Annotated in this window: 31 protein-coding genes; 11 read left to right on the forward strand and 20 right to left on the reverse strand. The window is 37.2% G+C overall.

From position 1 onward, the window contains the following. Position 1: 1 nt before the first annotated feature. From MKX47_RS10610 to MKX47_RS10620, 3 genes are all read right to left on the reverse strand, one after another. Entirely contained in the window at positions 2–1,051 is a 1,050-nt protein-coding gene (locus MKX47_RS10610) for a YeeE/YedE family protein (RefSeq protein ID WP_340773837.1), read from the reverse strand. A gap of 233 nt (positions 1,052–1,284) precedes the next feature. Beyond that, positions 1,285–1,602, reverse strand: a complete 318-nt coding sequence (locus MKX47_RS10615; protein ID WP_340773839.1) for a hypothetical protein — start codon at positions 1,600–1,602, stop codon at positions 1,285–1,287. Positions 1,603–1,793: 191 nt separating this feature from the next. Then, positions 1,794–2,429: a pentapeptide repeat-containing protein gene (locus MKX47_RS10620; RefSeq protein ID WP_340773841.1), complete on the reverse strand. Its 636-nt coding sequence runs from the start codon at positions 2,427–2,429 to the stop codon at positions 1,794–1,796. Between the two features lie 148 nt (positions 2,430–2,577). On the opposite strand from MKX47_RS10620, the gene MKX47_RS10625 reads away from it, so the two are divergent. The 3 genes from MKX47_RS10625 to MKX47_RS10635 all read left to right on the forward strand — a co-directional run bounded on the left by MKX47_RS10625 (position 2,578) and on the right by MKX47_RS10635 (position 3,684). Further along, a complete protein-coding gene (locus MKX47_RS10625) occupies positions 2,578–2,949 on the forward strand; it encodes a hypothetical protein (RefSeq protein WP_340773844.1) in 372 nt (123 codons plus the stop codon). Between the two features lie 69 nt (positions 2,950–3,018). Then, the gene (locus MKX47_RS10630) at positions 3,019–3,282 is read left to right on the forward strand and encodes a hypothetical protein (RefSeq protein ID WP_340773847.1); all 264 of its coding nucleotides are present in this window, start codon (positions 3,019–3,021) and stop codon (positions 3,280–3,282) included. A 102-nt stretch (positions 3,283–3,384) separates the two neighbouring features. Beyond that, positions 3,385–3,684 (forward strand): hypothetical protein, encoded by a 300-nt coding sequence (locus tag MKX47_RS10635; RefSeq protein WP_340773850.1) that lies wholly within the window; start codon positions 3,385–3,387, stop codon positions 3,682–3,684. 71 nt (positions 3,685–3,755) lie between these two features. Here the strand turns inward: MKX47_RS10635 and MKX47_RS10640 are convergent, their stop codons facing one another. From MKX47_RS10640 to MKX47_RS10660, 5 genes are all read right to left on the reverse strand, one after another. Then, positions 3,756–4,163, reverse strand: coding sequence for a hypothetical protein (locus MKX47_RS10640; protein ID WP_340773853.1), 408 nt, complete (start codon positions 4,161–4,163; stop codon positions 3,756–3,758). A 93-nt stretch (positions 4,164–4,256) separates the two neighbouring features. Next, complete coding sequence (gene psiE, locus MKX47_RS10645) at positions 4,257–4,685, reverse strand: phosphate-starvation-inducible protein PsiE (protein ID WP_340773855.1); 429 nt, start codon at positions 4,683–4,685, stop codon at positions 4,257–4,259. Positions 4,686–5,035: 350 nt separating this feature from the next. Next, positions 5,036–5,635, reverse strand: coding sequence for a class I SAM-dependent methyltransferase (locus MKX47_RS10650; RefSeq protein WP_340773857.1), 600 nt, complete (start codon positions 5,633–5,635; stop codon positions 5,036–5,038). Positions 5,636–5,720: 85 nt separating this feature from the next. Next, positions 5,721–6,035, reverse strand: coding sequence for a thioredoxin (gene trxA, locus MKX47_RS10655; protein WP_340773859.1), 315 nt, complete (start codon positions 6,033–6,035; stop codon positions 5,721–5,723). Between the two features lie 242 nt (positions 6,036–6,277). Then, positions 6,278–6,910 carry a hypothetical protein gene (locus tag MKX47_RS10660; protein ID WP_340773860.1) on the reverse strand — a complete coding sequence of 211 codons (633 nt, stop codon included), beginning with the start codon at positions 6,908–6,910 and terminating at the stop codon, positions 6,278–6,280. Between the two features lie 131 nt (positions 6,911–7,041). On the opposite strand from MKX47_RS10660, the gene MKX47_RS10665 reads away from it, so the two are divergent. Continuing rightward, on the forward strand, positions 7,042–7,461 hold the full coding sequence (locus MKX47_RS10665; RefSeq protein ID WP_340773862.1) for a hypothetical protein: 420 nt from the start codon (positions 7,042–7,044) through the stop codon (positions 7,459–7,461). A 91-nt stretch (positions 7,462–7,552) separates the two neighbouring features. On the opposite strand, the gene MKX47_RS10670 is transcribed toward MKX47_RS10665, so the two are convergent. After that, positions 7,553–8,734: an MFS transporter gene (locus MKX47_RS10670; protein ID WP_340773864.1), complete on the reverse strand. Its 1,182-nt coding sequence runs from the start codon at positions 8,732–8,734 to the stop codon at positions 7,553–7,555. A gap of 605 nt (positions 8,735–9,339) precedes the next feature. Beyond that, complete coding sequence (locus tag MKX47_RS10675; RefSeq protein ID WP_340773866.1) at positions 9,340–9,567, reverse strand: hypothetical protein; 228 nt, start codon at positions 9,565–9,567, stop codon at positions 9,340–9,342. 166 nt (positions 9,568–9,733) lie between these two features. On the opposite strand from MKX47_RS10675, the gene MKX47_RS10680 reads away from it, so the two are divergent. Further along, a complete protein-coding gene (locus MKX47_RS10680; RefSeq protein ID WP_340773869.1) occupies positions 9,734–9,997 on the forward strand; it encodes a hypothetical protein in 264 nt (87 codons plus the stop codon). 39 nt (positions 9,998–10,036) lie between these two features. Here the strand turns inward: MKX47_RS10680 and MKX47_RS10685 are convergent, their stop codons facing one another. From MKX47_RS10685 to glsA, 5 genes are all read right to left on the reverse strand, one after another. Next, positions 10,037–10,879 carry an alpha/beta fold hydrolase gene (locus tag MKX47_RS10685; RefSeq protein ID WP_340773871.1) on the reverse strand — a complete coding sequence of 281 codons (843 nt, stop codon included), beginning with the start codon at positions 10,877–10,879 and terminating at the stop codon, positions 10,037–10,039. Positions 10,880–10,907: 28 nt separating this feature from the next. Next, positions 10,908–11,429, reverse strand: a complete 522-nt coding sequence (locus MKX47_RS10690; protein WP_340773873.1) for a GNAT family N-acetyltransferase — start codon at positions 11,427–11,429, stop codon at positions 10,908–10,910. 76 nt (positions 11,430–11,505) lie between these two features. After that, on the reverse strand, positions 11,506–11,991 hold the full coding sequence (locus tag MKX47_RS10695) for a tetratricopeptide repeat protein (RefSeq protein ID WP_340773875.1): 486 nt from the start codon (positions 11,989–11,991) through the stop codon (positions 11,506–11,508). Positions 11,992–12,079: 88 nt separating this feature from the next. Continuing rightward, complete coding sequence (locus MKX47_RS10700; RefSeq protein ID WP_340773877.1) at positions 12,080–12,367, reverse strand: hypothetical protein; 288 nt, start codon at positions 12,365–12,367, stop codon at positions 12,080–12,082. A 275-nt stretch (positions 12,368–12,642) separates the two neighbouring features. Continuing rightward, the gene (glsA, locus tag MKX47_RS10705; RefSeq protein WP_340773878.1) at positions 12,643–13,563 is read right to left on the reverse strand and encodes a glutaminase A; all 921 of its coding nucleotides are present in this window, start codon (positions 13,561–13,563) and stop codon (positions 12,643–12,645) included. 220 nt (positions 13,564–13,783) lie between these two features. Here glsA and MKX47_RS10710 point away from each other — a divergent pair, with 220 nt between their 5' ends. From MKX47_RS10710 to MKX47_RS10730, 5 genes are all read left to right on the forward strand, one after another. Continuing rightward, entirely contained in the window at positions 13,784–14,224 is a 441-nt protein-coding gene (locus MKX47_RS10710) for an NUDIX hydrolase (RefSeq protein ID WP_340777791.1), read from the forward strand. Between the two features lie 13 nt (positions 14,225–14,237). Continuing rightward, complete coding sequence (locus tag MKX47_RS10715) at positions 14,238–14,717, forward strand: GNAT family N-acetyltransferase (RefSeq protein WP_340773881.1); 480 nt, start codon at positions 14,238–14,240, stop codon at positions 14,715–14,717. Between the two features lie 9 nt (positions 14,718–14,726). Beyond that, positions 14,727–15,716 (forward strand): S66 family peptidase, encoded by a 990-nt coding sequence (locus MKX47_RS10720; RefSeq protein ID WP_340773883.1) that lies wholly within the window; start codon positions 14,727–14,729, stop codon positions 15,714–15,716. Between the two features lie 64 nt (positions 15,717–15,780). After that, the gene (locus tag MKX47_RS10725) at positions 15,781–16,245 is read left to right on the forward strand and encodes an NUDIX hydrolase (protein WP_340773886.1); all 465 of its coding nucleotides are present in this window, start codon (positions 15,781–15,783) and stop codon (positions 16,243–16,245) included. 4 nt (positions 16,246–16,249) lie between these two features. After that, positions 16,250–16,435 (forward strand): hypothetical protein, encoded by a 186-nt coding sequence (locus tag MKX47_RS10730; RefSeq protein ID WP_340773888.1) that lies wholly within the window; start codon positions 16,250–16,252, stop codon positions 16,433–16,435. A gap of 87 nt (positions 16,436–16,522) precedes the next feature. On the opposite strand, the gene MKX47_RS10735 is transcribed toward MKX47_RS10730, so the two are convergent. The 5 genes from MKX47_RS10735 to MKX47_RS10755 form a co-directional block, all read right to left on the reverse strand. Continuing rightward, entirely contained in the window at positions 16,523–16,939 is a 417-nt protein-coding gene (locus tag MKX47_RS10735) for a hypothetical protein (protein ID WP_340773890.1), read from the reverse strand. A gap of 124 nt (positions 16,940–17,063) precedes the next feature. Then, positions 17,064–18,221: a sensor histidine kinase gene (locus MKX47_RS10740; RefSeq protein ID WP_340773892.1), complete on the reverse strand. Its 1,158-nt coding sequence runs from the start codon at positions 18,219–18,221 to the stop codon at positions 17,064–17,066. Further along, a complete protein-coding gene (locus MKX47_RS10745) occupies positions 18,221–18,904 on the reverse strand; it encodes a response regulator transcription factor (RefSeq protein ID WP_340773895.1) in 684 nt (227 codons plus the stop codon). The genes MKX47_RS10740 and MKX47_RS10745 overlap by 1 nt, the downstream gene beginning before the upstream one ends. A 98-nt stretch (positions 18,905–19,002) precedes the next feature. Beyond that, positions 19,003–19,350: a DUF6176 family protein gene (locus MKX47_RS10750; protein WP_340773897.1), complete on the reverse strand. Its 348-nt coding sequence runs from the start codon at positions 19,348–19,350 to the stop codon at positions 19,003–19,005. A 12-nt stretch (positions 19,351–19,362) separates the two neighbouring features. Beyond that, a complete protein-coding gene (locus MKX47_RS10755) occupies positions 19,363–20,091 on the reverse strand; it encodes a DUF2087 domain-containing protein (protein ID WP_445683588.1) in 729 nt (242 codons plus the stop codon). A gap of 413 nt (positions 20,092–20,504) precedes the next feature. On the opposite strand from MKX47_RS10755, the gene MKX47_RS10760 reads away from it, so the two are divergent. Then, positions 20,505–21,371 (forward strand): GNAT family N-acetyltransferase, encoded by an 867-nt coding sequence (locus MKX47_RS10760; RefSeq protein ID WP_340773901.1) that lies wholly within the window; start codon positions 20,505–20,507, stop codon positions 21,369–21,371. The last annotated feature ends 1 nt before the right edge of the window (position 21,372 follow it).

Below are 21,372 nucleotides of genomic sequence, written 5' to 3' on the forward strand. Positions count from 1 at the left end.
CCTAATTACGCACAACTGCACGTTGTTTTGCCGGACGCACGAATACAAAATAAGATGCTGTCCATGTACCTAAAATCATAAATGCTAATGCAATCCAGCCAGACCAAGTCATCATGGCCGTCATGACTAGCCCGTTACCGATTGAGCAGCCACCTGCAAGACTTGCGCCGAAGCCCATTAAAATACCGCCCGCTGAAGATCGTACAACTGTTTTTGAGTCCGGTGTACGTAAACGGAACTCGCCGCTCATTTTTGCTGCGAAATACGAGCCAAATAAAATACCTAAAACTAAGAACACACCCCAGTTAAGGATATCTAAATTCCCTGACACTAAAAATTGTAAAATGTTTGCAGAAGGTGTAGTCACCCCAAGTCCGAAAATACGCCCTGTTGCTGCACTTAATGGCCATGCGACGGTTGCAATTAAGCCGATTAAAGCCGCAGATGCATATGGATTCCAACGTTTTTCGAATAAAATATGGGCTAATCCAGATTTTTTCGGCTTTAAGCTTGGAATTTTCACGCGTGGCTTACGTAATTCACGGAACACAATAAATGCTACTAATGCCACAAACGGAATGACTAAAAACCAAACATTAATGCCAAATGTATTGGCAATTGAATCCGTCCCAACAACTGGTGACCGTGCATCCACTGTAAATTGTGCTAAAGGACCTGATTTCATTATTGCTGCCATTAACATATAGAATGCTAATGCAATCCAGCTTCCAATTAACCCTTCACCTGCACGATACCAAGTACCTGTCGCACAGCCACCCGCTAAAATAATCCCGATACCAAAAACAAATGCCCCTGCAATCGTTGCCCATAATGACAACTGCCCTGCTTGGTATTCAAAGGCACCTGCTTCGATCAATACAAACACACCAACTGCTTGCACCGCAATGGCTACAAGCAACGCGTAAAACATACGATTATCTTTTGCGATATACATATCACGGAAACCGCCTGTTAAGCAGAAACGCCCACGCTGCATCACAAAACCTAATAAAGCACCACAAAGGATGCCCGTTAAAGCCATTTGTAACATCATCTCTCCCCCTAAACGTCAATACCTAGTTATTCAATAGGTTTATACTACAATAATTTTTTATTCCCTTACAAGTAGATTGGAATCAAATCATCATTTTCATATCTTATTAGTTGGTTTTTACGTTTAAAGAAGAAAATTATTGTTTGAAAATTTCGTTAGCATTTATTTGTTATTAAAAAAGCAGCTCACAAATAAAACGCGCATTCAAACGAACACACGGTCAGAATCATTTACTCTTTATATTGTAAAAATTTATCTAAGTAGACCTTCTCTTTTTCAACAATGCCTTGCAAATTTTCATAGGTTATTTCTAGGTAAACATTGCTAAGCGCAGCCTGTAATTCAGCTTCCGTAATATTTTTTGCATTAAACACAACGCGGAATTCATCATGGATAAAGTCTTCCGAGTCATTCATCTGAGACCAACCGTTTCCTGTTGAATACACAGCTTCACCAAAATTATCTTGAAAGAAATCAATCCAATGCTGCGATAACTCGGCTTGAACTTTTTCACCAGGTAATTTACTTACATGATAGCTATATAACAATACTTTATAGTCTTTTTTAACTGTTGTTCAGGAGTAAGCTTGTCATTGTTCAAAAATAGGTCATTTTCTATTAACTCACCTACTAGAATAATTAGTTCATCTGCAAGATCAGAATATATAAATTAGAAAACGCAAAAAACCTCACTTTTCTACTCCGTGAGGTTATGTATCTCATTTTTCTATCGACACTACTAATCTTTAATAACTAACCCCATTAACGTTGAAAAAAGAATAGCTTGTGAAGTGGATACGATACATCCTTTTAAAGCTTCAATTGAAATCGTTAAATCCTCAAAACTTGAAGAACTGATGTCTATACCCTTAAGTGACGTGTCCTCAAAGCTCGCTTCATTTAAATTACAATAATTAAACTCAACTTTTTTTAACTTACAATCATAAAAGTCCGCATTTTGCAGCGAATTCTCCTGAAAAACCACTTTTTCAAGCTTTGAACCACCAAAGCTCGACATATTCAAAATCGAGTTCTCAAATTTTACATTTCCAATGGATGATTCCGAGAAATTACTGCCAAGCAATTTACAATTAATGAATTCCACTCGATGAATCGACGCTTTCGTAAGATTGACATTGGATAAATCACAGTTTTCAAATCGCACATCCAGCAAATCCATTTTACTGAAATCTGTATGGATGAATGTGCAATTCTTAATAATAGAACGATAAAGTTGCATATGGTCTACCGATTCATCAGAAAAATCTGCTCCTGTTATCAGGCTATTTTCGTGTATTGGGTCCTCCTCATAATACAAATCATGGAATCTTTTCTCCGTTAACTCTATCGGGATTTTTGGACGATCAATTTTCATAAGCTGCCTTCTTTCAATCATTTTTGACTAATATTTTCTTCAGTATAGCGCATTTTCTCCAGCATCTATGACATTTTAGAAATCCGCTTCATTCTATAGTCATTCCACCGATAATAAAAGTAAATATTTTACACATTCGGAGGTTCATATGAATATACATTTCGGAAGTCATAACCATTATAGCACTCTAAAAAAAGAGGGCTCGAATTGCTTAGCGGATGCTTTATTTTTAGATCAAAACAAAAAATCAAAAGCTGCCTACGAAATCAAAAAAGAAAACGGCTATATTCGCCATTACGTTACGAAAGCAAACGGTGAAAAAGTGATAATCCAAGAAACAAAGTTACCAAAATCAAAGAAAAACGAACAAAGCGCTGGTGATGTAAAGGATATGGTCACGGAAATGATGATGAACCAGCTAACAAAAACGCTGGATAAAGAACCGTTCAATAAAATTCATAAAACGGGCTTAGCCGCTCAAAAGGAAAAGCAGCTCGAAAAATATGCGACAAGTATTTAGTATTATTCAATACGCAAGTGTTTTCTGTGTAATATTAGGTTAAAACAAATTCGAAATGTGGAGGGGAACATGACGAACAATTCGAGTTTAATGAAGTTAAGCGGGATTTTATCGATAATTGGGATTGTCCTCATTTTAGGCAGTGGCTGGATGGGTAAAACATTCAGTAATCTATGGCTTCAAGCAAATGGAGGCAGTGTGGATACTCAAATTTTTCTTTTTATGCTGAATAGTTTCCGCAATAGTGTCCTTTTGATCGGTGGTATTATGTTTGCGGTTTGTTTACCAACTACTATTTATGCTTGGTATCAATCGTTGGAGAAATCAGACTGAAACGAAGCCAGCTGGGATTCACTACCGTCCAGCTGGCTTATTGTTACTCCACTGCGCCTACCATATGTTATAATTTGTAAAACTCAATCACGGAGGCACTTTATGAAAATTATTAAACTTTCTTTTCTGTCACTATTTATTGGGTTACTTTTAATTTCACATGCCACACCTGAAATGGCGATTCGCTGGCATGTCTTTTTTATGGGTCACCCGATTTCCGCTATTAAAGCTGACATTGTCCCGTATGAATATAGTAATAATCAGCTAGTTGAATTAGACAATTCACAAGGCTTTGAAATGATCAACCCGCCAATTGAACGTGGAACTCAGGGTGAATTAGATACGTATATCGTGTCAAAAAAATGGTTGTTTTACTTTGCTAAATTTGAAAGAGATATTTAGGAACTGGGAATCCCCCTTCTACCATCAAGACATACAAACCGATTAATGATATCAACCTAACAAAACGATGCTCAAACAAATCTTATATTTTTCTTAATAACCGTTTCAACCAACGAAAAAATTACACCTGCCACACTAAACAGAAGAATTGAGGTAATAATACTTAGATTAAATTCTTCTACAAACCGCGCATCATAGATGATTTCAAAAAATAATGCCCCTATTCCCCCTCCGAAAAAAGTAAATAGAATCATTTTGATCGCTGGTTTTTTTAAATATTTACTGATGAGAAAGGTTAGAGGTAAAAATGAAATGGGATATAACATGACAATTAAAGATACGTCAATAAATAATAAAGGACCAAAATATTCCGATGTCATTATTTTATTCCCTTCTATTAGTTCTACGCCAAATGCTGCACAGGAAAAGAACAGTACAAATGGTATCCACATGATTAAACTATGATAAAAATTTTTCATCTTCCACCTTTTCTTAACGAATTAATCTATTTATGATATCAAGTTTCATCCAACTTTAAAAGCCTACTCGCAAGCATACAAGTAGGCAGAAATTTATGTTTTTCTCAATGGTCGCTCCCTCGGCGTGACATTAATAATATAGTAACCAATAATTAAAATTAATATAACTGCCGCAAAAATGAGTGTGTCCATTGCAGACTCATGCTCGACGATAATGAGTCGCAGCATTGCCGTTATCCCAATATACATAAAATAACGAAGCGGGAAGTGATAATCCTCTTTAAAGTATTTCACAATCATCGTGATGAACTCAAAGTACAGGAAGAATACGAGAATTTTTGCTAAAAAATATTTGTATTCCTGCTTTTCACCAGCAACAATAAACTTTAAAAATTCCACCATTTCAATTATGAGCATGACGCATAAAGCTAACGCAAGCACCGTTAAACCAACATTCAAAATCATTTGCAACACTCTCGGAATCACTTCTTTAAATGGCTTCGGATCCGTTAAACGCTTCATTAAGACGCACCTCCAGACGGTATATTTTCAGATTATTCCATCATTTGGTGAATGTCAATTTTGTAAGCGATTACTATTTTGAAATTTTTTTCTGGGGGTATGCGGTTTAATCGAATGGGAAATGGGGATTTTTGGGGATTCGCAAATATCTGTTGAATTTCGCAAATAACCCCGAAATTTCGCAAATAAAACACATTTATCGCAAATATTTCGGAAATTTCGCAAATAAAATTCAAAAGTCGCAAATATCTCTCCCGCCGCACAAAGCAGATTGGCCGAGCTCACCAAATTCATAGAGAAATGACAGTGATGAGCTTTAAAATCCCGTGACGAAAAGTCGTTTCATCCCTTTACATTCTTTTCTTCACTATCAATTGAAGAACTTTACTTCTCCCGTTATGACCAATGCCTTCCACTCGCTCTACTTCTACACATGCGAAATGAAGGATTTCATGTTGGCTTGCCCAATTCTTTAGTGCGGATTCGTTGTATAAGTAGTCGATATCCTTTGGGCCACCAGTTTGATAGCGCAATTGTGCATCTTCATACACTTCCATTAAAAAGATACCCCCCGCCTTTAATGAACCCACAATTTTATCTAACACTTCGGATTGATCCGCTTTAGCAAAATGGCCAAAAATCATGACCGCTCCGTCATATACATTTTCTTCTAAAGTGTCTTGAATTAAATCTTTTAGCTCTGTCTTCACCTGTACATCCTGTGACTTCGCTAATGCTGCCGTTTTCTGTAACCCTTCCTGTGCATAATCAAATGCCGTCACATCATGCCCCTTTGCTGCTAAAAAAACGGCATTTCGGCCTTCACCTTCCGCATAACAGGCAATCTGTTTCGATTGTCCAAAGACATTTACTTGTTGCTCTACAAATGCATTCGGTTTCGTTCCGTAAAAATACGTAGCTGATTTGAATTTTTCATCCCACTGGTTCATCTTAAACATTCCTTTCGCTATCTAAAACTGATTTTGTATAAAAAGGGTGTCCCAAAATTTCTTTTCGGACACCCTCTTCACATTTTTATTTATTGTCGTTAATGAACTCGATTAACGCTTCTTTTGGCATAAAGCCTGCTGTTTTTGCCTTCACTTCTCCGTCTACAAATAATAACAGAGATGGAATCGACATAATGCCATATTGTCCAGCTGTCACTTGGTTTTCATCTACATCTACTTTTACGATTTTTACTTCGTGACCGATTTCTGCATCTAATTGCTCAAGGACTGGCGCAATCATTTGACATGGTCCGCACCAAGGAGCCCAAAAGTCGACTAATACCGCTCCCTCTAAAATTTCCTTTTCAAATGTTTGATCTGTTGCATGTACAATTGCCATACGTATAGCCTCCTAAAATTTTTAATATTTCATGACGAAATCATTTATTTGCTCACTTATGCTGTGAACAATATGTGTTCTATAAGTAGCTTATTTATAATATATACCCCGGTAGGTATAATTTCAAGTAAATTGTCCTCACTTTTTGATAGCTGGCAAATTCTTAATAGCCATTGGGAACTGGGCCTGCACGATGTGGCGTTCTCCCCGCAGTCCCCACAATTTAAATCGGATTGTTACATTTATCGATTGTGAATAGTAATCTGAGTAGTCTCTAGCCCTAGTCGTTGTTTCAATTCTTCCGTAATTGTCAATGTAAAAGTCGCCCCTTCCGCTACATCTACATATTTATGATGGATTCCTGTGACAACGGTGCCATCTGTAACCGTTGTTTCAGTAGGTTTACCATTCAGTTTTAAATGTTCCATATAATCGCCACTTAATTTCCCTTGCATAAAGATTTCATTGGGTAACACTTGATAGACGGGCTGCCCTTCTGTCAACGAAATCTCAATTGAATTTTCTTGTATTTCAACAATACCATTTGGCAGAACCGTTACGTCATTTACTTGCAGTTGATAGTCCCATAACTTAATTGCTACCTCTTGTAATTGAGCATCGCTATAGCCTTCCATCAGGTCATTCATCAATTGCTTATAAAAATCCGCTTCCTCTTTCTTATAGTTCAAATCTGTTTGAATCTGCTCCAACTCTGCCTGAAGTGCCTCATTCTGCTTTTCTAATGTGTCAATTTCAGCGCTTTGTTGTTCTGAAGGCTGTGTCAAAGCATTTACTTCATCATTATTTTTTGAGTTATTATCTGAGCAAGCAGAGAGAAAAAACATAAGGCCTAAGCATCCGATTATTCTTTTCACCTAATTCACACCCTTTGATTTACATTATTTAACTAAATATACCAATTGTATTACCTCCTAGCAACCTACGTTCCATTTTCTTCGTCGTTATTGAAAAGTTGTGCTATATTCAAAGTGTCAGGAGTGAGTTGATGAAGAAGTTTTTAACAATTACCGCAATGATTCTTATTATTCTAGGAGCAGCTGGCTATGCTGTGTGGCTTTTTGGGACCAATATTGCTTCAGAAAAAATAATCGAAAAAGTGGAAGCTACTTTGGATGACGAAAATCTACAAGAAGTAAAATCCTATATCGAGAACGATTCGCAGGTTCAAGAAATTGTACGCGAGGCAGCAACGATAAATCCCGATACCCTGCCCTTCCAAACGAAGGAAGAAGCGACACGTCTGTTAATAACAAAAGTGGGCGTTAATCGTTTACTTGCTATTCAGGAACAAGCGCAAAACGGTTCCATGAGTAAGGATGACGTATTATCCGAAATTGAAGGTACACTATCTGAAGAAGAAATTTCCGCTTTAAAATATGTTTTATATAAGGAACTGAATAAGTAATACTTACATTTGTAAGGTAGAAAGGCTCGATTCCAAATTAGCGGAATCGAGCCTGTTTTTATTTTGTTTCCAACCATTCATTTGAAACGATCTATTCAAATCGTTTTCTCACACAACTAAAGTAGATTGCAGACAGTAGTAAAAGTACCCCTGCACCAATGAAGAGCCATTGTACAGAGATGATAGTTGCTAACGCCCCAGCTAACAAGGTTGATAAGCCAAATAGTAGCGATGTTAAAACACCTTGGGCACTATACACTTTTATGAGCTGATCATCTGTTGCCTTTAATTGAAGCCATGTGCCAAGTAGGATCCCTTTGAATTGGTCAAAAACACCAAATAATGCGCTTAATAGTAGTGCTACGACCGCCACTTCGTTTAATCCAAATGCTAACAGTACAAGCGCAACGGCGAATGATGAAATGATCACAATGTTTTTTAAATTTCTCTCAAAAACTTGTTCGAATTTGGTACAAATAAAGCCACCGATTAGCAAGCCCATAAAGAAAGCAGTATTAATATACCCCCACCATGCCTCAGATGCATGTAATACATCGGCAACAAAAAGATACATAATAGCTGCAACCCAAACGACATTTGCAATGGATTCAAAAATAATCATTACGTGAATTGTACGGAAGGAATGATTTTCCCAAATCAAACTAAATCCCTCCGTTAATTGTTGTTTTTTCGTAACGTTCTTTTTTCTTTCGAATGGCTTGGAATCTTTTATGAGAATAATAAATAGGGTCGATAGGACAAATAATAGCAACGTCATCCAAATGACCATTTCTCCACTTGTCGCTGCCACAAGTATCCCACCAAGTGCCCAACCACCAAGCTGTGTCAATTCATTCAGCATGGATAAAATACCATTTGCCCGTAGAAGCTGTCCCTTTTCTACGATTCGAGGGAGAAGCGCGGTGCTAGCTGGAAGTGCAAGCCCATCTAAAAAAGCAACCGTAAAAATGATGATGAATATAAAAAATAATGATAATTGAAAAAGTGATGCTACTGCCAAAATCAACAACAAAATTGTTTTGAATGCTTGTGAAATGACAAGCAATTGTTTTAGGCGGTAACGATTGAATAGCAGTGGTGCAAGACTGCTACTAATCATGCGACCAGTCATATTTAAAAATGGTAATAATGCCATATAGAATGGCGATTCGCTTGCTTGATATAAAATAGAAATTAACCCAACAATATATAAAACGTCACCTAAATTTGCGAATAGCTGACTAATCCATAAAAAATGAAACGATTTTCTCATCTTCACTACCCTTTCTTGTAAAAAAAATTAAAAGGTAGTTAAACTTACACTCGTATCTCCTCCAAGTCATTCCTTGTATCATGATCGAATAGGTACATAATTGACTCACTTGATTCACAATAAATAACATTTTAGTTTTGGTAGGAAGATGAATCATCACCATACGTTGGGGATGACTTGTAGTTTCATTTAATATGATTTAAAACCGAGGAAATATTGGGTATTTTCGGGCACTCGCACGGAAATAGGCTAAAATCGCACGCATTTCTCAAAAAACGCACGTAAATTTAAAATATCGCACGTATCTGGCGTAAAACCGCACATAAACCTGGAAAATTCGCACGTAAACCTGGAAAATTCGCACGTAAACTCAAAAATCGTTATACTCTAGAAACTAGCATTTTCTACAAAGTTTAAACATTCTTACAAGAATAACCACTTTCACAAAAAATAACAAGTACTTATTGAAAACTTTACTTATCAGCAGTATATTCTAAAGAAATTAATGTACTTTCATTTTGAATACATCCATTCGAAATCATTATTTTTTTCATTGCATCATTATCATTCCAGTGATACCTAAGTAGGATTTTGCTTTGATTTCACTATTTGTGATTTAATGGGGTTTCTGGTCGTTTGGCGCAATATTTGCAAGTAGGATCACCACAATTTGATTCCATCCAACGATTACATTTATCACAAAAATAACTATCAAAATCATCGTAATATACTAAATTAAACTTGCATTTGGGACAGAATTTATCCGTTTCAATTTGACCATAAAATTCAAAATCCCCTATCCTCACCTTGCCGCATGCCTCTGTTATGTTCATTAAAACCCTCCACAAAACTATTTAAACAACATTTATGTAATTGAATATTAATTTAACATATATTAGGTACACCACCAAATCAAGGTTTCGATGCGATTAATGTATCTTCATTTTGCTTTATGCGTCTATAATTATAGAAATTCCTAACACAAAAGGGGTGAAATAATTGAAAAAAGTCATATTTGGAATAACTAGTCTCGTTTTCGTATTCTTAATAATCTATTATTTAGTTCCTACTATAATAATGAACGATGTAAAAAGTAAGGTAATTGAAAAAAATTCGGGCATCGAAAACATTGTAACGATCAATCAAACAGGTGCATGGGGAGAATGGTTTCTAGAATTTGTATTAGTTGTTGAAATAGAGGGACAGCCATTTCGTATTTGGGTAGATCGTAGCGGAGATATTACAGATAAGGAGCAGCTATAATTCAGTTGAAAATGCTGCCCCTTTATTCAATCTTTTGCCTCACACACTTTCTACCGTTTCCTTCACAAACGCTTCAAATTGCTCCAGCTCTTCAATATAAGGATTGTGATTGGATTGTTCAAATACGGTTAACTGTGCATGTGGTAACAATTTGGCTATTTCATATGTAAACTCAATTGGACATTGTGCATCATAGCGGCCGCCAAATATATAGCTTTGAATCGTAATGTTTGCTAATGCTGAACGAACATCATAATTTTTCACTTCTACTTTTCTAAAATAATCAAGCGCTGGACCGACTGTTTTGCCACTGTTCGGAAGGGATAGTGTCAGCTTTAATTTTTCCTCATTGTAATACGACATTAATGACCATTCATACGAGAGCTTTTGGCGTTGTTCCACAGGTGTAGCGGGGTTATTTAAGAGCTCCATAATTTCTATGATGCGCGCAAAATTCGGATTGTCCGCGCAATACATGCTTTCAGGGTGACTTGCATAAGCCTTACTCGCCGCTGTACAGCCCGCAATTATTTTCGTTAAAGCGTGTGGTGCTAAAATCGCATATTGTAATGCCAGCATGCCACCTGTAGAATGCCCGGCAAATGCCCATTTTTCAAAGCCTAATGCCTCGCGAATTGCCTCTAAATCCTTGATGATTTCTGAAAAAGCCATTTGATTATCTGCTGTGACTGGTGATGAATTTCCTGCACCGCGCACATTGATTAAAAACACCACATAATGCGCTGTAAACGGATTGGCAAATAAATTGCCCCGTGCATCAAATTGTGAAAAATAATGCGTAATTGCAAGAGGTGCACCTTGCCCTTTTGTAAAATATTCAAATGTTCCACGCTTGGTTTCAATGATATGCTGTTTCCACATAGACTCGCCTTCTTTTCTTAAAATAGTATTACGATAATTTTTCTAACACCGTATCCACACTGTTCCACACATACACTTCTTCGTCGATTGGTACTCCATCAAACGTAATTGAAATGGTTTTCAAATACTCCGCGCCGTAGTATTTGTAAAACTCACGTGACGTATTGTCTGCTAATACCTCGACATATACTTTATGAAAGCCTTGATCTTTAAATGTATGCATGATCTGTTTTAATAAAAGCTTTCCGACGCCCTTCCCTTGCCACTGTTCTAATAAATAAATGGCCGATAAATCGGTAGCACCCGGCTCTGTATTTGTATCGCGCTTTTCCCCTACAACAAAGCCGATAATTTCCTCGTTTTCCTCTGCAACAAATACATTTCTAGCAGGATTGGCCAAATTATTTTGCCAAAGCGTTGTCCGTTGTTCATAGCTTAGCTTGTCTAAAAAGCTTTGTGGAATAATATTTTTATAGGTCGTGCGCCAGCTATCCACATGTACTTTTGCGATATTGGGTGCATCTTCTTGTTTTGCTGTTCGAATGATCATATCCATTCCCCCTCTAAGTTTGTTACATTTGATAATTTACAGAATTTATACGATAATCCGAGTGCATTTTTGCTTTTTATTTCCAAACAGTATCTAATTTATCTGAATAGAAATCTATTGCTTTTTTATATTTAAGTATTTCATCATCCGTTGTTGTATTAATTAAACAGTTAAGTAATAATTCCATTGCTTTGGTATGTTCATTCAAATTATATAACGTCATCGAATAAAATGTCTGAATAGCCCTGTTATTTGGGAATAATTCAATTCCCTTTAAAAATACATTTTTTGATTTTTCATATTCTCCTAATGTCCTATACGTACTCCCTAATCCTAATAAAGCTCCTTCTAATTCCTTCGAAGACAAGCCTAATTGAATACTTTTCTCATAAAAGGGGACTGCCTGTAATTCTTTTCCTAATAAATCAAAACTCCAGGCACATTGATAGTTAATCGATGCATTTTCAGGGAAATCCTGCACTAGTTCCAGTAGTAATTCATTAGATTCTTTATAATTTCCATTTTCCCGTAAATCAATTGCTTTTTCTAATCTTATTCCCACAATCCCCGTCCCCCTTTTGTTTTAAGCACTGTAAATTTCATAAATCAAATTGAACCGCAATAGCAAATTCGCTTATTTCAACCATTTTTTATATAAAGAAATTTGAGATCACCAATCCGATAGGAATCATTATCCAGAGTAAAAGCCCACCAAATACTATTTTTATATAAGACGTATTTTCTAATTTTCCTTTAGAAGAGGTTTTCCAAATCAATAATGCACAAATTGCCCAGATTAGAAAAGTGAAAAAGAATGCTGGCATAATCGAATTCGCATCGCCTATTGCACCCTCCGCAAAGAACCAAGAAATTAAAAATGCAACAATACCACTTAAGATGATATTCCCCAAAACTAAAGTTCCTTTTATTTTGACCACCCCTTTTTATCTTTATTGTTAGTATACAGTTTATCTACCCATAATTTCACATATATTCAGATAATTTATGGAGTTCCCCCAACAATCAACGAAATAGTTGAACAAAATGGCTCGGAGGATCTAATTATTCGCTTTAAAATGGATGTTTTGTTTTAGCATGTTTTCACTTACCGATTTTCCCCCTGAGTTTTCAGCGCGATGTAAGGTAAGTGAAAATTATTTATGCCAAACGAATAGAACGCCTAAAAGCCTGCACATCACATGCAGGCTTCTTCTCATAAACAAAATAACTCATACTGCTTCGACATTTCTGTTAAAAAATCAATGCCCGCAACACTGTTGCCAACATCATCAATTGCTGGTCCATAAAGTCCAATCCCAATCGGCCCCTTTAATTGCTCAATTTCTCCCTCTTTTACGACGGCAATAATGGCACCAGATACCCCACTTTTGGCTGGTAAACCAACGAATGCAGCGAATTTCCCTGAAAAATTGTACATGCCACATGTCATCATTAATGCTTTGGCAATATTGATTACTTGTTTGCTGCACACGGCTTCACTGTTTTGACCATTTGTCGCTAAATACAACGCGATTTTTGCTAAATCTGAAGCATTCACTGAAATCGAACAAAGCTGTAAATAGACTTGGAGCGCTTCTTCAACATCGGATTTTAAAAAGCCATTTGCCTGTAAAATGTAGGCAATGGCACGGTTATAATCAGCAGAATGATATTCTGACATAAATACTTCATTATTGACCGATACTTGTTTGCTTAATATTTTTTCTATGAAAGCAGTTACGGATTTTACCCGCTCAAACATTGATTCCCCGGGCAATAAAGAGGCTATAGTAATTGCACCTGCGTTAATCATCGGATTGAACGGCTTGTTATTGTTACTTTCAAGGCGCACAATCGAGTTAAATGAATCTCCTGTTGGCTCGACATCTACATAACGCATGATTTCCTCTATCCCATGATGATTTGCTGCTACCATAAAACTTAGCACCTTAACAACACTTTGAAGCGTAAACGTTTTTTTGCAATCTCCAAGCTCGATTTGTTCGTTCATTGACATGAGGCTCACCGCAAGCATGGTTGGATCTTCTTTGGCTAATGCTGGGATGTAAGATGCTGCATTCCCTTTATGCGTCATTTGTTGTGCATGTTCATATATTTTTTGAATGTTTTTCATTTATCTTCTTGCTAATCAAAATAATTAGCTTCCCCCTCGCAATATTTTTAACTTTGGCGTTTATTAGGCATTCAAATTGTGTTAGTTAATGATGGTAGAAAAGATATTTTACTAAAGAGACAAATGTATTTTTACATTATGATTTTCTCCATTTTCACGATTTTCATTATACTGTATAATTTTAACAAACAAAGATAATTAATGGAGAAAAAACTTGAAAATGAATTCATATCAGTTTATCGATTTTTTAGTAATTCATGAGCATGAAATGGACAACTATTCACCGATTGCAGGTTCCTATGCTATCGTAAAATGTTCAGGTAAATTTTTAATTTGCTATAACAAGTGGCGTAATCAATGGGAATTCCCTGCTGGTAAACGAGAATTACATGAATCAGCTAAGCAATGTGCGATGCGTGAGCTTTACGAGGAAACTGGGCAAATAGTTTACGATCTTAGATTTATAGGTTTAGTTAAATCGAAAAATGACTTAAGCGGTAAACTGAAATTTAATCCTGTGTACATGACGGAAGTTCAAACATTGCAACCATTTATTAAAAATGATGAAATCGAAAAAACTATGCTTTGGGATATGACTGAGGAAATAAATCCTTTCGATAGCCTTGATAAAGCTTTCATTCCCTATTTACTCGATTTATAAAGGAGAATAGTAGGTGACTTTAAAACTGACTGAATCAACACAGCAGGAAGCACCCACCCTATTGGCAATTCAAAAACAAGCGTTTCAAGCGGATTTATTAACATATGAAGACATCACTTCAAGTCCTGTGAATGAAACGCTGGAACGTTTACACTTTAAAATCCAACAGTTCGAACACTTTACAATTTGGGTAGATAAGGAAATTATTGGTGGCATTGATATTCGCAAGCTAGCAAATAGCCATTACCGTCTCAACCGAATTTTTATTGCCGATGCTTTTCAAAATAAAGGACTCGGTTCACAAATTATGCAGCTTATTGAAGATAAATTCCCTGATGCCCGGAGTTGGACACTTGATACGCCGCATTTAAATACGCGGAATCATCATTTTTATGAAAAATTAGGCTATGTCAAAGTCGGTGAACATCAAATTTCTGATAAGTTAACACTGTTTGATTATGAAAAAGTCATGTCAACATTTAAAGAAAGTTAGGTGAATGAAATGTTTCAGCCATTACAAAAAGGTGATAAAATCGGTATTTTTTCTTCATCATACCCTGCAACCGTATTCGAAAAAAAACGTTACACGCGTGCGAAAGCTTTTTTGGAAGAAAAGGGGTTTGAAATTGTTGAAGGAAGTTTAACGGGGAAGGAAGATTTCTATCGATCTGGTACTCCAAAGGCCCGCGCTGAAGAATTGAATGCCCTTTTACGAGACCCTTCCATCAAAATGATCATGTCTACGATTGGTGGGACAAACTCAAACAGTCTACTACCTTATATCGATTATGAGGCATTTCGATACGCACCTAAAATGGTTGTTGGGTATTCAGACACAACGGCGATTTTACTAGCACTCTTTGCGAAAACAAATATCCCAACCTTTTATGGACCAGCTCTCATTCCTTCTTTTGGTGAGTTTGAGCCGCTTGTTCACGATACGTACGATTATTTCGAACGCTATTTTTGTCATCCCATTCTACCGTATACGATTAAAAAATCCGCCTTTTGGTCAGATGAAAGACTTAACTGGCTTGAATATGAAAAGCCAAAAACACTTTATGAAAATGAATGGATTGCAGTTAATGAAGGCATCGTCGAAGGACGCTTAATCGGTGGAAATAACAACACGATGTACGGCTTTATCGGCACCCCGTATTTCCCTGAAATCAAGCATGGTGACATTTTGCTTATTGAAGATTCACTAAAAGATGCAGCAACTGTTGAAAAGAACATTGCCATGCTGAAGCTACACGGCATTTTTGATAAGGTAGCTGCAATCATTCTCGGGAAGCATGAGCTTTTTGATGATGAGGGCACTGGCAGAACATCGCTTGATCTGCTTTTAGAGCAGCTTGATGGCAAATCCATTCCGATTTTAGCAGAAGTGGATTGTTCACATACGCACCCAATGTTTCCATTAGCGATCGGTAAAAAGATTCGTGTCAATACGTTTGAAAAAACAATTACTTGTATTGAGCGTTGGCTGTAAATATAAGGAACTAACTCTTTTTCAAAACGTCTTTTGTAAATAATAGACAAAAGGAGTTGTGAATGTGGGTTATATCATGAATTTACGTAAAAAAATTGGCACCGACCCGATTATTATGGTTGGTGCCCGTGTATTAATTTTCAATGAACATGACGAGCTATTAATGCAGCACCGAATTGACAATAGCTGTTGGGGTTTAGCAGGCGGCTCAATGGAATTAGGTGAAACGTTAGAAGAAGTTGCCTTACGTGAAATGTATGAGGAAACAGGTCTCACTGCACATCATTTAAAGCTATTTGCTATTTTCTCTGGCAAAGAATTTTACTATCAATATCCACATGGTGACGAAGTGTATATCGTCTCGACAGCCTATATATGTACTGACTATAGTGGTGTCTTGCGCTGTGATCCTGAAGAAGTGAAAGATTTACAATTCTTTCATTTAGATGCGCTGCCGGAGCATATCAGCCCACCAGATGTCGTGGTGATTCGGGAGTATTTAGGGAAGTTGAACGAGGAAGGTGGTTGAAAACATGCTCATGATGATTATTTTTTTACCAGCACTTTTAGCTATTTGCTTATTTTATGCGTACGCAAACTTGATTCAGAAAATGATTGATAAACGACAAACGCGTGATCAAAAACGATTATGTGCAGCACTCACCTTTTTATTCGTTGCGGTTTTGATGTTTTGTATTTTGATGATACTTGGAGGCTAAATTGCGAGATATGAAAAAAACCAACCCTCTGAAATTTATCAGAAAGTTGGTTACTTCAACTAATTGGGAGCCCTTAAAATTTACTAATTATTTAGCTTCTGTTGATGGTACTACTGGCACTGCTTCTACCGATTTGCTTTGTTCTTCAAGCTGTGCCTTTAATTCATCGACTGTAATACCTTGTTCTTTAGCTAGCTCTTCTAAGCTAAGTGCTTCACTTGAATTTGTCATGCCACCAGCGTTTTCAGCTGTGTTTGACACCATTGCACCTTCTGCTTGCACAGAATCCGTTACACTAGCTGCCTCTGTTAGCTTGCCTTCTTTTTCAAGCTGTGCAATTAATTCATCGACTGTGATGCCTTGCTCCGTTGCCATCTCTTCTAAGTTGACCGGTTCACTAGACTGTGCAGCGCCCCACATATCTGTATTACTCGCAGCATAAGCTGAGCCTGCAACGATTGATAAGCCGAACACCATTGACGTCACTACTGTTTTTTTCTTCATTTTTATTTCCTCCTACCAGGTTTTAGTCTCCAAATAGAATGTGGTAGCCCTACCTGTTCTATTGGATATCACCACTATAAAACAACCGGTGTTAAATTCATGTTAAGAGGAATCCGCGCTTATCCTATGCTTGCTCAAGAAAAATTTGGAAGCACGTGCACGTCCCACCAGCTTCATTGCTTGTCACTGTAATTTTCCCATTGTGCTTGTTAATAATCCCCTCCACAATGGCTAGCCCTAAGCCCGAGCCCCCCATTGCACGAGAGCGTGATTGATCGACCCGATAAAACGGCTCAAAAATATTCTTAATTTCCTCATCTGAAATACCAATGCCCGTATCCTTTATTGCCACCATAATTTGATGATCCCTTGATTGAACTTGGATGTTTACCGCGCCGCCAGCATGATTATATTTAATCCCATTTTCCACAATATTATAAAACGCGCGATAAAGTAAATCGATATTTCCTAGTACTTTGTGATCCTCGCCTTCCAAATAAAGCTGAATCTCCTTTTCATCCGCAATCGGTGAAAGTTCAGCCACCACCTCTTGTAAAATCGCCTTCAAATGAATGGTTTCCTTCTCAAATTCATCATTCATATTGGTCATTTCTAATAAGGTCACGACAAGCTCGGATAATCTCTTTGTTTGCTTTTCAAAAATAGTAATTAGCTCATCATATTGTTCGATAGAATGGGTATTTTTCTTTTTAAATACGTCGATTTTTGTTGTTAAAACCGCGAGTGGCGTTCGGAGCTCATGTGCTGCATCGGCAGAGAAACGCCTTTGCATCATAAATGCAGCGTTTAGTTTATCCATCATTTCATTAAACGATTGTGTTAGTTCCGCAATCTCATCATGTGTTGGTGGTATGTCCATCGATTCAGATAAATTATGCACCGTTCGATTCTGAATTTGACGGTTCAACGTCGTGAGCGGCTTTAGTACCTTGCCCGATACATAGTAAGTCAATGTGCCACCGACAACAATGACGACAAGCATATACAGCATACTTTCAAACTGAAAATCCGTTCTTGCTTCTTGTGCATTGATCGACGGAGTAAGGGGCATTTCACTTGATGTTGTTTGGAAGCTGTCCATTGCCTCCCCTTTCTTATCCACCTGTTGAGCCGGCGTTGAAGAGGTAGCAACTGCATCAATTTTTGTCGCCATATTGCCAGCAGACAGATTGAGAATGACCGTAAGCCCAACACAGCAAAGGGTTAGCAAAATGACCATCATTGCCGTAAGTCGTAGCCGTATGGGCATTTGTTTAAACATTAGTTATCACCCACATTTTTCGACATATAGTAGCCCTCTCCAATCTTTGTACGGATTGGATCATACTCTAAAAGCGCCTTCACTTTTTTTCTTAAGGTTGCGATATGCACTCGAATCGCGCCACTAAAGCTATCCGCACTAGCATCCCAAACATGCTCAATCAATTCTTCTTGACTGACCACCTTTTCCTGATGAAGCAGGAAATATTCAAGCAATGCCAATTCTTTTTTCGTCAGGTTTAGTTCATTTTTACCGACAAAGACCATTCGTTTTGATAAATCCATACTTATATCCCCGCAAGCTAAACGGTTATTTTCCTGTACAAATTTGCGCCGGATTAAATTTCGGATTCGTGCCTCCAATTCCGCAAAGGCAAATGGTTTTGTTAAATAATCGTTCGCCCCGATGTCTAATCCTTTGACTTTATCAAGTACACTGCCCCTTGCACTAAGAATGAGCACTTTTACGTCATTATTATGTGCTCGAATTTTTTCTAGCACCTCAAAGCCGTCCATTTTAGGCAGATTGATATCCAATAATATTAAATCATAGTCGCCAACGTAGGCCAGCTCATACGCATCATCGCCATTACTACAAGTATCGACTGCATAGCCTTCGATTCGAAGCCCCTCTGTAATCGCCTCCTGTAAATCGATTTCATCTTCCACTACAAGTATTCTCATATCGTAAACACCTCTATTGTTTAGTTTACCATGATGCGTGTTAAATCTTTGTTAAGTAGAAGTGGCGGAATCTGAATTGGTCGTATAGCCCCAATGCCTTAATCAACCATACTGGCACGAATTTTTTTTGGAATCATCACGACTTTTGTAGTTAAATCAACAGAGCCAAAGCTTTCATCAATGCATTCATCCCAGTATTCTAGATGCTTTATATCGATCCAATGAGTTGAATCATCAACATTCGCTCCACCTTCTCCATGAACGGAATACCAATATAAATACTCTTCACCATTCAAAATTTCATGAAAAATCGTTTCCACATACATTTTTTCACCTTCAAGTGTAACAAGTACATCTTCCATATGCGCATTCAAAAAATTTAACCATTCTTGCACTTTGGCAGTTTTACCAGGCTTTACACGATAGCGCGTCAATTCCACATTCATCTAAGTATCCCCCTATTTCTTCACCCAATATTCCGAACCGTCATTACTGCGCTCCATAAAGCCGTACTCAATTAAATGCCGGCGCAATGAGACAAAATCGACATGGACGGTTTTTAATATTTCATTTACTTCTTTTTCAGCATAATGTTTGTCCGTTTCAAAGCGCTTTAAAATATGCTGCAATAGAATCAGCTTTTTCTTTTCCTTACTTGGAATCGTATCAATCCCACCATCTAACCCATTTTTGAAATACGTTGCTAACACCTTTTCACGTTCATTTTCTTCAATCCCATAACGTTCATCCACTTGTCTCGCCCCTTTATGAATCGCGTAGTGCTCTGGATTTTTCATGAGCTGCATTAACGCGATAAAAATTTTGGCTTGCTTTTCCTTTTCACGTAGCTTAAATCGATGCTGTCGAACCGTTGAGACACTCGTCAAATTACTCGCTGCGACAATTTCCTGATCCGACTTTCCTTCAAAAAAGTATTGCAGCATATCAATTTGCACATCGGATAAGCCCGTCACCTTTTTATCAAGCGCCAGCAACGCATGAAATGGTGAACGATGTACTTGTTCTAGATGCTTTTTCATCATGCCCTCCGCTGTGAAAAAGCGCCCCTCATATGGAAATACTTCATGTGCATCATATTGCTGTGAGCAAAATAAGCATTCATAACAATCCTCGCGCAGTTCATAGCCCTTCTCCAACACATCAACCGAAATATTCTGAATATCCAAATTAATCACCTCTACAAAAATTTATACTATATATTTATTTAATTGTAAACAAAATTAAAATAATTTTAATTATAATAAACAAAATGTTATTTCGTTTATAAATTCAAAGTGTCGTTTCTAAAATAATAAATATGGGGGTGATTTATCTAATCATCTTCTGTATCGCTTCGATGTGTGGGGAGTTATTTGCGACTTTTGAGTTTTATTTGCGAAATTTCCGGTATATTTGCGATTTCCATAGGTTATTTGCGAAATTATGAAGATATTTGCGATTTTTAACATATATTTGCGACTACCTAAAAATATCCACCACTTTTTAATAAAACCGCAAGTCATGCTCAACTTAAGGTAAAGGCCCCATAACATTCCATATTTTGTTATACTATTCATTAACAATATTTAGGGGGTTTACTATGACCACTTCTGAACAGCTTACAATTGATCAATTAGAAGAAGCGGCAGCCTTTATTGCCGCGCTAAACACTAACAAGAAGTTTCATATTGGATTTTGTGATACGGAAATAGAAGATATTTTAAACGACCTACACGAGGATTTTATCGTAGAAAACCAAGTGAATATCTTTGTTTCGCGTCATGCAGGTCATATTACAGGACTCGTAGGTTTTGATATTTACGACGGAATTGGCGAAGTTTGGGGACCGTTTTCAAGTGAACAGCATGCCGAAAACCAGCTACAGCTTTGGCATTTTGCGACTGCAAAAATTGATGAAATCAGGAAATTTATATTTTTTATTAATAAAGAAAATACATTTCAGCAGCAATTTATGGATACAATTGAGGCAAAAAAATCGAGTGACGAATTGTATTTAAAACTTGCAAAAGCAACTTTTCAGCCTGTTGAAGCGGTTGAAAGCAAGCCCTATTCTAAACAGGATTTCGCACAATTTGAAGCCATTCATTCACAGGAATTCCCGAATACATATTATAGTGCGAAAACAATTGTAGTAAAGCTTCATCACAGCGCGAATCAGCTTGTTATATTGAAGGAAAATCATAGAGTACAAGGCTATGCCTACTTTGAAACCGATGACACGCAACAATCTTCGCATTTAGAATTTATAGCAATTGCACCGGACTACCGCGGGCAAGGTCTTGGCAAACAGCTTTTAAATGAGGCGTTAACACTGATTTTTAAAAATGAAGCCATTACGCAAGTGACATTAACGGTAAATAATACGAACACGGAAGCCAATCGCCTCTATTATCAAACCGGCTTTCAAAAGGTTGATGCGCTTGTGAGTTATCTACTTACATTTTAGA

The sequence above is a fragment of the Solibacillus sp. FSL R7-0668 genome (assembly GCF_038006205.1).
Classification (GTDB): domain Bacteria; phylum Bacillota; class Bacilli; order Bacillales_A; family Planococcaceae; genus Solibacillus.

Bases quoted from the DNA above. Each gene is read 5' to 3' on its own strand.
- MKX47_RS10610 (WP_340773837.1), bottom strand. From the start codon at position 1,051: ATGTTACAAATGGCTTTAACGGGCATCCTTTGTGGTGCTTTATTAGGT.
- MKX47_RS10620 (WP_340773841.1), bottom strand. From the start codon at position 2,429: ATGAAAATTGATCGTCCAAAAATCCCGATAGAGTTAACGGAGAAAAGA.
- MKX47_RS10625 (WP_340773844.1), top strand. From the start codon at position 2,578: ATGAATATACATTTCGGAAGTCATAACCATTATAGCACTCTAAAAAAA.
- MKX47_RS10630 (WP_340773847.1), top strand. From the start codon at position 3,019: ATGACGAACAATTCGAGTTTAATGAAGTTAAGCGGGATTTTATCGATA.
- MKX47_RS10635 (WP_340773850.1), top strand. From the start codon at position 3,385: ATGAAAATTATTAAACTTTCTTTTCTGTCACTATTTATTGGGTTACTT.
- MKX47_RS10640 (WP_340773853.1), bottom strand. From the start codon at position 4,163: ATGAAAAATTTTTATCATAGTTTAATCATGTGGATACCATTTGTACTG.
- psiE (WP_340773855.1), bottom strand. From the start codon at position 4,685: ATGAAGCGTTTAACGGATCCGAAGCCATTTAAAGAAGTGATTCCGAGA.
- MKX47_RS10650 (WP_340773857.1), bottom strand. From the start codon at position 5,635: ATGAACCAGTGGGATGAAAAATTCAAATCAGCTACGTATTTTTACGGA.
- trxA (WP_340773859.1), bottom strand. From the start codon at position 6,035: ATGGCAATTGTACATGCAACAGATCAAACATTTGAAAAGGAAATTTTA.
- MKX47_RS10665 (WP_340773862.1), top strand. From the start codon at position 7,042: ATGAAGAAGTTTTTAACAATTACCGCAATGATTCTTATTATTCTAGGA.
- MKX47_RS10670 (WP_340773864.1), bottom strand. From the start codon at position 8,734: ATGAGAAAATCGTTTCATTTTTTATGGATTAGTCAGCTATTCGCAAAT.
- MKX47_RS10675 (WP_340773866.1), bottom strand. From the start codon at position 9,567: ATGAACATAACAGAGGCATGCGGCAAGGTGAGGATAGGGGATTTTGAA.
- MKX47_RS10685 (WP_340773871.1), bottom strand. From the start codon at position 10,879: ATGTGGAAACAGCATATCATTGAAACCAAGCGTGGAACATTTGAATAT.
- MKX47_RS10690 (WP_340773873.1), bottom strand. From the start codon at position 11,429: ATGATCATTCGAACAGCAAAACAAGAAGATGCACCCAATATCGCAAAA.
- glsA (WP_340773878.1), bottom strand. From the start codon at position 13,563: ATGAAAAACATTCAAAAAATATATGAACATGCACAACAAATGACGCAT.
- MKX47_RS10710 (WP_340777791.1), top strand. From the start codon at position 13,784: ATGAATTCATATCAGTTTATCGATTTTTTAGTAATTCATGAGCATGAA.
- MKX47_RS10720 (WP_340773883.1), top strand. From the start codon at position 14,727: ATGTTTCAGCCATTACAAAAAGGTGATAAAATCGGTATTTTTTCTTCA.
- MKX47_RS10730 (WP_340773888.1), top strand. From the start codon at position 16,250: ATGCTCATGATGATTATTTTTTTACCAGCACTTTTAGCTATTTGCTTA.
- MKX47_RS10735 (WP_340773890.1), bottom strand. From the start codon at position 16,939: ATGAAGAAAAAAACAGTAGTGACGTCAATGGTGTTCGGCTTATCAATC.
- MKX47_RS10740 (WP_340773892.1), bottom strand. From the start codon at position 18,221: ATGTTTAAACAAATGCCCATACGGCTACGACTTACGGCAATGATGGTC.
- MKX47_RS10745 (WP_340773895.1), bottom strand. From the start codon at position 18,904: ATGAGAATACTTGTAGTGGAAGATGAAATCGATTTACAGGAGGCGATT.
- MKX47_RS10750 (WP_340773897.1), bottom strand. From the start codon at position 19,350: ATGAATGTGGAATTGACGCGCTATCGTGTAAAGCCTGGTAAAACTGCC.
- MKX47_RS10760 (WP_340773901.1), top strand. From the start codon at position 20,505: ATGACCACTTCTGAACAGCTTACAATTGATCAATTAGAAGAAGCGGCA.